The organism is Streptomyces sp. NPDC050546, from assembly GCF_044457425.1.
Lineage (GTDB): Bacteria > Actinomycetota > Actinomycetes > Streptomycetales > Streptomycetaceae > Streptomyces.
This window is the reverse complement of record NZ_JBITGX010000026.1, coordinates 102,773-113,272: the sequence shown is the minus strand read 5'-3', so window position 1 is coordinate 113,272 and position 10,500 is coordinate 102,773. Positions and strand designations below refer to the sequence as shown.

Here is a 10,500-nt window from a genome sequence, read left to right as displayed (position 1 = left end):
CCGCGCCCGCTGACCGGCCCTCGTGACGACCGGTACGCCTTCTCCTTCTCGGGGCTGAAGACGGCCGCCGCCCGCTGGGCCGAGGGGCATGCGGGACGGGAACTGCCGGTGGCCGACGGAGCGGCCTCCCTCCAGGAGGCCATCGCCGACGTGCTCACCCGCAAGGCGGTCGCGGCCTGCGCCGAGCACGGCGTGGGCACGCTGGTCGTGGTCGGCGGGGTCGCCGCCAACTCGCGGGTGCGGTCGCTGGCGGAGGAACACTGCCGGTCCGCGGGCATCGAGCTGCGCGTACCGCCGCTGCGGCTGTGCACGGACAACGGCGCGATGATCGCCGCCGTCGGCGACCTTCTGGTGCGGGCCGGGGCCGAACCCGCCCCACTGGACGTGTCGATCGACCCGTCGGCACCGCTGGAGTACGCCGCTCTGCATCCGCTCTCGGCCAGGGCGGTGGCGGCGTGACGGACATCCAGGTCTTCAAGAGCGCCGAGTTGCTGTCCCAGGCTGACGCCCTGCGCTCCGTCTACGTCGACGCGTTCTGCGCCCCGCCCTGGAACGAGGACGAGGAGAAGGCCACGGAATTCGTGGACCGGCTGCCGGTGGACGCGGGCAGGCCGGGCTTCACCGCCGCGCTGGCCTTCGAGGGCCCGGACGTCGTCGGCTTCGCCACCGCCTGGACCACCCTCGCCCCCTTCCCCACCGACCGCTGCTATCCCCAGGCCGCGGCCGGTCTCGGCGCCGAGCACACGACCGAGTGGCTGGTCGGCGCCCTGGAGATCGACGAGCTCGCCGTCCGCCCGGCCGCCCGGGGCACCGGTCTCGCCGCCCGGCTGCTGGAGGCGGTGACCGCCGACGCCCCAGGGGGCCGCTCCTGGCTGCTGACCTCCGTGCAGTCCCCCCGCGCCATGTCCTTCTACCGCGGCCAGGGCTGGGCTCAGGCCACCCACCCCTCCCCCGAGGGCAAGGGCATCGTCGTCTTCCTCGGCCCCCGCCACCCCGCCCGGCCCCTTGTCGCCCTCCCTCTGTGAGCACCCGGAGCCCGTCTTGCGCACCGCCGAGATCCGCCGCCGCTTCCTCGACTTCTTCGCCGAGCGCGGCCACACCGTCGTCCCCAGCGCCCCGCTGCCCACGCCCGACCCGACGCTGCTCTTCGTCAACGCGGGCATGGTGCCCTTCAAGCCGTACCTGACGGGTGAGGCGGCGGCTCCCTGGCCGCGGGCGGCGAGCGTGCAGAAGTGTGTGCGCACCCTGGACATCGAGGAGGTCGGCCGCACCACCCGGCACGGCTCCTTCTTCCAGATGAACGGCAACTTCTCCCTCGGCGACTACTTTAAGGAGGAGGCCATCGCCTTCGCCTGGGAGCTGTCCACCAACCCGGTCGCGGAGGGCGGCTACGGTCTCGACCCGGACCGCGTCTGGGTGACCGTGCACCACACCGACGACGAGTCCCGGGCCCTGTGGCGGCGGATCTCCGGGCTGCCCGACGAGCGGATCGTGGCGCGCGGCGACGAGGACAACTTCTGGTCCATGGGCGTACCAGGGCCGTGCGGGCCCTGCTCCGAGTTGTACTACGACCGCGGCCCGGCGCTCGGCCGTGCGGGTGGTCCTGCGATCGACGAGGACCGCTACATGGAGTTCTGGAACCTGGTCTTCATGCAGTACGAGCGAGGCGAGGGTCCCGGCAAGTCCGGCTATCCGATCCTCGGCGAACTCCCGCGCCGCAACATCGACACCGGCATGGGCCTGGAACGCATGGCCACGCTGCTCCAGGGCGTCGACAACCTCTACGAGACCGATGAGACCCGTCCGGTCCTGGACCGCGCCGCGGAGTTGACCGGAGCCCGCTACGGCGCGGACCTCGAGACGGACGTACGCCTGCGCGTCGTCGCCGACCGCGTCCGCACGGCCCTGATGCTGCTGGCCGACGGCACGATCCCCGGCAACGAGGGGCGCGGCTACGTCCTGCGCCGGATCCTGCGCCGTTCGGTCCGCTCGATGCGTCAACTCGGTTACACCGAGCCGGTCCTGGGCGACCTGCTCGCCGTCGCCCGGGACCGCATGGCGCCCAGCTACCCGGAGGTGGCCGAGTCGTTCGGCCGGATCGCAGACCAGGCGGCCGGTGAGGAGGACGCCTTCCGCGCCACGCTGAGGCAGGGCACGGTCGTCCTCGACACCGCCGTGACGCGGGTGAAGGCGGAGGGCGGGCGGCAACTCCCCGGCGCCCAGGCGTTCCTCCTCCACGACACCTACGGCTTCCCCATCGACCTCACCCTGGAGATGGCGGCCGAGCAGGGCGTCGAGGTCGATCGTGAGGGCTTCACGGCCCTGATGCGCGAGCAGCGCGAACGGGCCAGGGCCGACGCCCGCGCCCGCAAGTCGGGCGGCACCGACACCCCGGCCCTGCGGCCCGTCCTGGACGAGCACGGCCCGACCGACTGGCGCGCCTGGGACACCCTGACCACCGAGTCCCGGGTCCTGGCCCTGCTCGGCCCCTCCGGCCCGGCGCCCGTGGCCCGTGGCCCGTGGCCCGCGAGGGCGAGATCGTCACGGCCGTGCTGGACCGCACCCCGTTCTACGCCGAGTCCGGCGGCCAGGACAGCGACGCGGGGCGGCTGTCCGGTACGTCCGTGGAGGCCGAAGTCCTCGATGTGCAGCGCCCGTTGCCCGGACTGGTCGCGCATCAGGTGCGGGGCACGGCCGGCGAGCTGGCCACGCCTCCGCCCTGGTCAAACGACTGCTGCACGGCAGGGGCGGCGGATCGCCGGACCTGGCTCAGGGCGGCGGACTGCCGACCGGGGACCTGGCGGAGACGCTCGCGTCCCTGCCCGCGGTGCTCACCACGGCGTGAGAGCGCGGCTGCGCGTCCGTTCGGCGGAATGTGGAGCGGCGCCGGATCCCCGCTCCTGCCGTAAGGGAAGAAATGCATCTATGACTGTTACCGCGAAGATCGACACGACCCGCCCGGTGGCCACGCTGATCAACGTGTTCGCCGTGTCTCCGGACCGCCAGAGCGAGCTCGTCGCCCTGCTGTCCCACGCCACCGAGCAGACGATGAGGCACCAGCCCGGCTTCGTCTGCGCCAACTTCCACGCCTCCCAGGACGGCGAACGCGTCATCAACTACGCCCAGTGGGAGTCCGAGCAGCACTACCGCGCGATGCTCGCCAACCCCGAGGCCCGCGTCCACATGGACCAGGCGGCCGAGATCGCGACCGACGTCCAGCCCCGGCTGTTCCGCGTCGAGTCGTCCCACACCGGATGAGGCGGTGCACGCGGAACGGTGAGTGACCAAGGCGGCCGGGAACACCCCGACTTCGGTCGTCTCATACGGGACGAGGCCACCGACACGGTGGCCTGCCATGTGTGTGGTCGGTCGTTCCGCTCCCTGGGGGCTCACCTCCGCGTGCACGGGATGACGGCGGAGGAATACCGACAGGAGTTCGGCCTGCTGCGCACCCGGGCCCTGAGCGCCCGCTCCCTCTCCGCGGAACAGTCCCGAAGAAGCCGTGCCGAATACCAGGCGTCCGAGGAGTCCCAGGCGTACTTCGCGACGGGCCGGACGATGGCGCGCACGGGCGAACTGAACCGACGACGCTGGAACACGACCACGAAGCGCGCGGAATCCACGGAGCTGCGGCGGCTGCGCCAGGCCGCTCTCGACACCGGCCGCCGCACCCAGGCCCGGGTCGCCGGCGCCCGTACGGCGGCCGCGCTGCGCGCCGGGGGATTCACCGATCTCGAACAGGCCCTGCGGACCGTGTACGTCGACCGGCAGCACGGCATCGAGGACACGGCGCGCGTCCTCGCTCTCGGCAAGGGCAGGGTGCGCCGTCTGCTGGGCGAGTACGGCATAGCCGTCCGGCCGCCCGGGCAGAACTCCGCCGTCGGCAAGCGCTCGCGTACCTGGCTCAACGACCGGGCCGCCGCCGAGCGCGTAGGTGCCGATGACATCACCACGTGGCTGCGCGGGCGGACCGCGGAGGGCGCCACCCTGCGGGAGCTGGCGGCGGCCACCGGCCGGAGCATCCCGTGGGTGGCGGCCCGGATCCGCGTCCACTGATGGCCGCTTACGCGACCCCGGTCATGCTCGCGAACACCACGACATTGTTGGGGTAGTAGTGCCGAGCCGCGTCGAAGTCGCCGCCGCAGGTGACCAGTCGCAGCCCCGCGTGGTCGACGTTCTTGTACACCTCCAGCGTGGGGAACTCCTTCTTCGGATACTCCTCCACACGATCCACCGTGAACGTCGCCGTCTTCCCGTCCTGCCGGGCGACCTGCACGGTGTCACCGGCCTTCATGGTCTTCAGCCCCTTGAACACCGCGTCCGCGCCGTTCCAGGTGACATGCCCGGCGATCACGGCAGGCCCCTCGGAGCCAGGAGTGGGGCCCGGCTCGTGCCAGCCCGCCAGGTCCGGGTCCTTCGGGGTCGTCATCGCCCCCTTCGCGTCCTGCCGCAGCGTCTCCAGCTCGCTCGACACACCGAGGGACGGAATGATGACCCGCTGCGGCACCGAACGCTCCAGGGCCGCGGCGGCCTGCCCGGCCGCGCCCGGGGCCTGGGTCACCGGCCCCGGTGGGGTCTGCGCCCCGGCCGTGTCCTGTCCCCCGCACCCGGTCAGAAGAAGAGCAGCCGTGGCGACGGCTGCCAGCGCGGCCGAACCACGCCGCACCCCGGTGACGGGCCGGCTCACTCCGCACCCCCGGCCTTCACCACGGCCACGCCGCGGGACGCCATCCGCCGCCGGGCGATCATGACCACACCCGCCGCCGCGACCGAGGCCGCGCCCGCACCACCGATCGCCGTGCCCCACGCCGTCCCGCCCGTTCCGGCCTCGCCGCCGGTCTCGATCCCGCCCACGGGAACCGACCCGACCGCCGCGCCCTTGACGACGCCGCAGTTGGCCGGAGCGGTCGCCTCCTGCGGGAGCTTCGGGTCGAGTTCGCTCTTGCCGGCGCCCTCGAAGTCGTACTTGTCGTTGTCGTTGCGGTCGATGCCGTGCTGCACGATGTGCAGGTCCTTGATCTTCTCGACCACGTCCTCACCGACCTTGATGGTCCGCTTGTAGGTGACCTTGCCCTCCTCGTCGGCAACCGGCATCCGGTCCACGGCCAAGCCGCTGGTCGCCGCGTCGGTGTCCCCCGAGACGGTGAGCGCGATGTTGATGTCGCCGTAGTGGACGGTGGCCTCGGTGTTGTCGAGGACACCGTCGCCGTTCTTGTCCGCGCTCGCGTCCGGGCACTGGAAGTCACGCCCCTCGGTGGACCCGTGCAGATGCTGCGCCGACGGCTGCCCGGGTACCAGCCCCTCGGACTTGATCCACACGGTCATCTCGTCACCGCGCAGGCTCACCAAAGCCGTTCCCTTGGAGCCGGTGTCGTTCAGCTGCTCAAGGTCGATCTGGAAGGCCGGGGTGTCCTCCGCCGCCACCGCCGGGGGCGAGGCGGTGACGGTCAGGGCGGCGAGGGGAAGCGCGGCGAGTACCGCGAGACGGCCGATGCGCTGGGATGTCACGTTCGTTCCTGTTCCGCGGGCCCCGAGCGGGCGGGCCGCATGACTCGTACGGATTCCAGGCACTGCCGGACCCGGTCCACCGACCGACGTCCGAAGCCTCAGCGCCCCTTGACCGCACAGCAGTTGCAGAAGACCGGCCCGGACGGCGCAGGCGGTGAGGACGGTCACCACGGTGCGTGTGAGATTCGACCCGGGGACCGGCCTATTGCAACTGCTGTGCAGTTACCCATGAAACGCAAGAGGGCGGCGGTGCGTTCAAAGCGATGCGGGCCGACAGCCCGTACCGCTCTCGCCGACACCCGCCGAACTAGTCACGCGGCTGTACGCGGGCGGGCCTTGCGGTTGTGGGCGCGGACGACGACGCCGTCCTTGCGGACGTATGAGCGGACACGGGGCACGGTGAGGAGTCCTCGCTGTGAGAGGGGGTGGTCAAACCCCCGGGCGGGGCCGGGTGTTCCTCGGCGCAACATTCGACGTTAGCGGCGCCCACTGACAATCCGGTCGCAGCCAACTCATCCACAATTCATGCGGGTTGAGGCCGCAGAGCTATTTTCAGCCGGTTGATCTCGTGGTGGGTCGGGCTGTCAGTGCCGGGTGCTCTCATGAAGGTGTAGCGGGGATCTGCGACAGTGAGGGGGAGCTGTGCCCGGACACCGGGAAGATGGCAGGGGCCTGCCGCGAGGGCGCCAGCGGTCGGGGGAGGGGCAGTGAGCCGCCGGCGCCGCGGTGGCGATGAGGAGCTGCTGGTCGCCCTGGGCGTGCTGGTCGTGGTCGGTCTGGTCCTGGTCAAGGTCGGCCAGTGGGTGTGGGCGCACTGGTGGGTCCTGGTAGTCCTCAGCCTGGTGGCCGCCGCGACGCTGGCCGCGTGGTGCTACCGGAGGATCGACCAGATCCGTTCCGCGCAGCTGCGTGTAGAGGGCCTGACCTACTCGCTCGGTCAGATCGACGCGATGCACCACAGTGCCTTCGAGCACGCCATACGCGATCTGCTGGTGCGCGACGGGTCACGCGACGCTCTGCGCTGCGGCGGCCGGGGTGACCTCGGCGCTGACGTGAAGGGGCACGACCCGCAGGGCCGCTACTGGGTGATCCAGTGCAAGCACCGACGCAACGGACTGACCGGATCGGCGGTCGGCACACCGGATCTGCAAACCCTCAACGGCACCGGACGGCCCGTGCACAAGGGCGACGTCGTCGTGCTGGTGACCAACGGCCGGGTCTCGGCCCCGGCGCAGCAGTTTGCCCGCCACCAGCGCCTGCACCTGGTCGACCGGCACCTGCTGGAGCAGTGGGCCCGGGGTCGCCGGCCTTTGTGGGAGCTGCTGCCTGCACTGCCCGCACCGCGCAAACCGTCCCGGCGCGGGGCGGCGACTCGGCTCTGAATCCCGGCCCTTGTCCCACCCGCCCCACGCATGAGAAGGCCGATGCCATGGAACACGGCGTCGGCCCTCGTGGGTGTAGGTTCTCACTTTCGATGTCAGGCGCCGGCGCTATGACCTGGACGTTCCCCTCCAGTCTCACGACGTGTCGGCAGGCGGCTGTCTCAGATCGATGTCATTTCCTCAGACTGCCCAGCCGGCTGCGCCGGACCTAATGAGCCTGCATCGGCGGCCGTCCGTTCCATCCACTTCCGCACCTTCACTGCTTGCTCGATGCGGTTGACGATGTCCTTCTTGGACGCCGTGTCCAAGGTCTCCGAGATCTTGTCGAAGGTGTCAGGAAGGACATCGAGGAGCCCCAGATCTGCTCGCCGGTGCTGACGGTCAGCAGTTGCTGGCACCTCCACTGCAGCGGCACCTCGGGACGGTGCGTGAGCCGCTGCATGAGTGTCGGGAACAGGTAGTGCGTCGCTTCTGCGGCGAGGTGCTCTCGTAGCCAGTCGACCGGGAGCCGCTGGCTGAAGCCATGCATGGCGGCCTCCTGGGCCAGGTCCAGGAGCTGAGCGGTGTCGACGGCTCGGACGGTGCGGGGAAGGGTCGGGGTCATGTCGCGATGATGCCAAGAAGCCAGTGCGGCGCCGAGAGGTCAGCTGGGCCGGGATGCGATCTGCTGACGGGCAGGGCCCCAGACGTCCTCGAACTCCTCGAAGGTGAGTTGTTCGGGGTCGTGGCCTTCCCATTCCGAGACGGGCAGCTCGGCGGTGATCCCGAATCTGCTGTCGTAATCACCGAGGCGGCCTGCGTCGCGGGCCCGCTGCCACTCGGCGAGGGAAGCAGCTGCGATCGGGATCAGCTCTGGCCCTTCGAGTTCGACCTGCCGGATCACCCAGCCTTCGGCGTCGACCTCGAAGTAGAACCAGGTGTCTTCCTCGTCCCAGTAGCAGCGCATCCATGTGGTCACCAGGCCATGATGCCGGGCCAGATGCGCCGCCCTACTCCGCTCTGTCTCATGACTGGGCGATGAATCCTGCGGGTCGGTCGAGCTGGGAAGGAGAACCGACCCGGGTTGGATCCCAGCCTTGATCCCGTGCCTCTCGAATGCTGGCAGCAACGTGAGCCGGACGAATGGGCTCCGCCTCGACGCCCACCCAGTTGCTGGGATGGGCCTGACCGCTGGTGACGATCAAGGTCGTGCCCGGCTGGCTGCCGCTGGCCGCTTCAACCGCATAGGTCAGCGGTGTCCAGCAGAGGCCCTGCATGTAGGAGGGCTTCCTGCGGATCCGCCAGCGGCACTCGATCCCGTCAACGGTTATGCGCCGGGAACCCTTCTTGTTCAGCGCCATCTTCGCCTCCTCCGCTGTGGGACTCTGCTGTGTTGCCGCGGTCGCGAAAAGCAGGTTGCACGCCAAAGTACCGAACGTTGTCGCCGACAAGCGTCTTCGGGACTACGGATGGGTTGATCAGCCCATAATTGGAGTCAGTGCCGAGCGACCCGGCGCATCGCACCCGCCCCGGGTGCACTCACCGCGATCGGAGAGCATCGTGAAGAACAGCCCGTTGTGGCGAGTGGTTGACAACGAGAGTGGTAGCCAGTCCATCGTCAGCACGCCCTCCGAGGCGGTCGCGTTCGTCAACAGCCGGTTCGACACCGATGACGACGACGAGCCGTTCAGCATCACCGAGGTCGGTCCTCTCCTTCCGAAGCCGCTCGGGGTCATCACCGCATGGGCCGCCGAGAAGGACGGCGAGCGAACCGACGGGCGTACTGCCCCGATCACCATCAGGCCGGTTGTGACGGACAACGCCGGCGAGTGCGATGACGTAGTGCTCTGGCGCGACGTGTACGTCTCCTGGGACCACGACATGTACACCGTCGAGGAGCCGGACAGCTCCGAGTACAGCGAGGCTTACAGCGCTGCCGAGTTGAGCGCGATCCTCGACGAGTACGCCGACGACTACGAGTACGCGCCTGAAGGGCCCGACAGCCACAGGTGGCCGAAACCGGAAGAGTTGATCACCTACGGCGCCCAGGAGTGCGCCAAGCGGTTCGGGCACCTCGACGACGACGCCCTGCTGTGGCTCGCTGCCACCCGCATCACGCTCGCGGTGTGGCGCAACACACCCGTCGAGAACTGGCATGCCGGGAAGAGTCCGCTCCACGACGGCACAATGATGCGGATCAACACGGCAACCACCCGACTCGTGCGCTCGATGCTGTCGTTCGACCATGTCGACTGGATCGGTCTCGGTCTCGCGATCGTCAACCCGTCCCGGGTTCTACCGACCGGGCAGTCTGTTCTCGAGCTCGGGCTGGCCTGCCACAATCCTGACGACCCGGCGCACGAGGCTGATCCGCGCGAAGAACTCGCGGAGATGGCACAGGACGCGATCGCTTGGGGGCGAGCGTACTGCCTTCGCGAGAAGACGTTCGGCCTGCGAACCCTGATCGAATTCTTCTGCGCGTCCGACAACGGCTGGTTCGGAACACCGAGTTGGGGGCGCATCGTCGATCGGTTCACTACGGCTGTCGACAACCGGGAAAATGCGCACTGGCACGTGCACCGAGACAAGCCTTGGTTCGACGAGTGGTTCACCAACCGCCCGGTCGACATTGCGGACACCACGGAACTTCGTCGGCTGCTCCATGCCGGGCCCGACCTGCTGTCCGAGGAGGCCGCCGAATGGTGCGTGGATGGTGCCATCGGCTACGTCTGCCGGGACGACCACGCGAACGGCTGCCTGCAGTGCGGCATCCCGCTGGCAACGGAGTCCCCCAACGAGTGAACGTGGGCACCAGCGTAGAAAAGCAGCAACCCACTGACCGCGCTCTCTCTTGCCTACTGCGACCGGCGAATCTCAGCATGGTGTCGGATCCGACTTCCATCCGACACCGACCGTGAGATTCCGACACGGAATTTGAGATCCCACAGTGGGGTCTGCGCGGCAACGCAGAGACTGTAGCCCTGGTGTTCGTTGGGGAAGACCAGGGCACTCCCAGTGCTGGATACCAGCATGATCGCACTTGCCAATCGGGGGCCGCTAAAAGGCAACGAGTTGTCTAGGTGTGCGAAGCCGCGCGCTGAGGACCGCCGAAGGGTCCGTGACAGGCCCGCCCGCCCCGCCCATTCCACGGGCGAGCGGCCCCGGCCGCCGACACCGTACCCGACACCGGCCGAACTCACGGGCCCTCACCCGTAGATGTCATCTGAACGAAGCACTGTCCTTCAGCCTGCCTGAATTCCCGTAACGGGAACGGGCATCGTGAGCGGGGCAGCGCAGGTGCACAACCGTGGGAGGGCCGCGGGCGCGGGGACCTGAACGAGCGGCAGCACGCCGTACTCTCCTGGGTGAGTCAAGGGTGCCCCTCGGGGTTTTGGCCGGACAGTACGTACAAGGTGAGCGCTCAGGCTCTGCAATGCCGAGGACTGATCAAAGTCACCAAACGGCGTGGGTATTGGAACGCCGAGCTCACCGATAAGGGACGACAGTATCTCGCCGATACCGGTATCGGCCCACGGGACCACGACGCCGAAGCACCTGAGGCGCCGGAGGATCTGGCGACACGACGCCCCCAAACCACGCCGAAGACCCGCACGAACTACACCGACCAGCT

Annotated in this window: 9 protein-coding genes and 3 pseudogenes; 7 read left to right on the top strand and 5 right to left on the bottom strand. The window is 69.3% G+C overall.

What is annotated here, in order from left to right; translation table 11 throughout:
• The 5 genes and pseudogenes from ACIBK5_RS40925 to ACIBK5_RS40905 all read left to right on the top strand — a co-directional run.
• Positions 1 to 459: pseudogene (locus tag ACIBK5_RS40925) on the top strand (tRNA (adenosine(37)-N6)-threonylcarbamoyltransferase complex transferase subunit TsaD); the annotation flags it as partial.
• A complete protein-coding gene (locus tag ACIBK5_RS40920; protein WP_399028122.1) occupies positions 456 to 1,025 on the top strand; it encodes a GNAT family N-acetyltransferase in 570 nt (189 codons plus the stop codon). The pseudogene ACIBK5_RS40925 and the gene ACIBK5_RS40920, both read left to right, overlap by 4 nt.
• A 16-nt stretch (positions 1,026 to 1,041) precedes the next feature.
• Positions 1,042 to 2,708 (top strand): annotated as a pseudogene (alaS, locus tag ACIBK5_RS40915) (alanine--tRNA ligase); the annotation flags it as partial.
• Positions 2,644 to 3,258: an antibiotic biosynthesis monooxygenase family protein gene (locus ACIBK5_RS40910; RefSeq protein ID WP_399028120.1), complete on the top strand. Its 615-nt coding sequence runs from the start codon at positions 2,644 to 2,646 to the stop codon at positions 3,256 to 3,258. The pseudogene alaS and the gene ACIBK5_RS40910, both read left to right, overlap by 65 nt.
• A gap of 18 nt (positions 3,259 to 3,276) precedes the next feature.
• Entirely contained in the window at positions 3,277 to 4,056 is a 780-nt protein-coding gene (locus ACIBK5_RS40905; RefSeq protein ID WP_399028118.1) for a MucR family transcriptional regulator, read from the top strand.
• A 7-nt stretch (positions 4,057 to 4,063) separates the two neighbouring features.
• On the opposite strand, the gene ACIBK5_RS40900 is transcribed toward ACIBK5_RS40905, so the two are convergent.
• Positions 4,064 to 4,687: a class F sortase gene (locus tag ACIBK5_RS40900; protein WP_399028116.1), complete on the bottom strand. Its 624-nt coding sequence runs from the start codon at positions 4,685 to 4,687 to the stop codon at positions 4,064 to 4,066.
• Positions 4,684 to 5,508, bottom strand: coding sequence for a hypothetical protein (locus tag ACIBK5_RS40895; protein ID WP_399028113.1), 825 nt, complete (start codon positions 5,506 to 5,508; stop codon positions 4,684 to 4,686). Before ACIBK5_RS40895 ends, ACIBK5_RS40900 begins: the two co-directional genes overlap by 4 nt.
• Positions 5,509 to 6,215: 707 nt before the next feature.
• Between ACIBK5_RS40895 and ACIBK5_RS40890 the strand changes: the two genes are divergently transcribed.
• Complete coding sequence (locus ACIBK5_RS40890; RefSeq protein WP_399028112.1) at positions 6,216 to 6,890, top strand: restriction endonuclease; 675 nt, start codon at positions 6,216 to 6,218, stop codon at positions 6,888 to 6,890.
• Positions 6,891 to 7,051: 161 nt separating this feature from the next.
• Here the strand turns inward: ACIBK5_RS40890 and ACIBK5_RS40885 are convergent.
• The 3 genes and pseudogenes from ACIBK5_RS40885 to ACIBK5_RS40875 all read right to left on the bottom strand — a co-directional run bounded on the left by ACIBK5_RS40885 (position 7,052) and on the right by ACIBK5_RS40875 (position 8,230).
• Positions 7,052 to 7,494: pseudogene (locus ACIBK5_RS40885) on the bottom strand (hypothetical protein).
• Positions 7,495 to 7,533: 39 nt separating this feature from the next.
• Complete coding sequence (locus ACIBK5_RS40880; RefSeq protein WP_037645701.1) at positions 7,534 to 7,836, bottom strand: hypothetical protein; 303 nt, start codon at positions 7,834 to 7,836, stop codon at positions 7,534 to 7,536.
• 58 nt (positions 7,837 to 7,894) lie between these two features.
• Positions 7,895 to 8,230 carry a hypothetical protein gene (locus ACIBK5_RS40875; protein ID WP_399028110.1) on the bottom strand — a complete coding sequence of 112 codons (336 nt, stop codon included), beginning with the start codon at positions 8,228 to 8,230 and terminating at the stop codon, positions 7,895 to 7,897.
• 199 nt (positions 8,231 to 8,429) lie between these two features.
• Between ACIBK5_RS40875 and ACIBK5_RS40870 the strand changes: the two genes are divergently transcribed.
• The gene (locus ACIBK5_RS40870; RefSeq protein ID WP_399028108.1) at positions 8,430 to 9,671 is read left to right on the top strand and encodes a hypothetical protein; all 1,242 of its coding nucleotides are present in this window, start codon (positions 8,430 to 8,432) and stop codon (positions 9,669 to 9,671) included.
• Positions 9,672 to 10,500 lie beyond the last annotated feature (829 nt).

What these genes read in the sequence shown, in the direction of transcription:
- ACIBK5_RS40910 (WP_399028120.1), top strand. Translation starts at nt 2,644, where the DNA reads ATGTGCAGCGCCCGTTGCCCGGACTGGTCGCGCATCAGGTGCGGGGCA.
- ACIBK5_RS40880 (WP_037645701.1), bottom strand. Translation starts at nt 7,836, where the DNA reads ATGCGCTGCTACTGGGACGAGGAAGACACCTGGTTCTACTTCGAGGTC.
- ACIBK5_RS40875 (WP_399028110.1), bottom strand. Translation starts at nt 8,230, where the DNA reads ATGGCGCTGAACAAGAAGGGTTCCCGGCGCATAACCGTTGACGGGATC.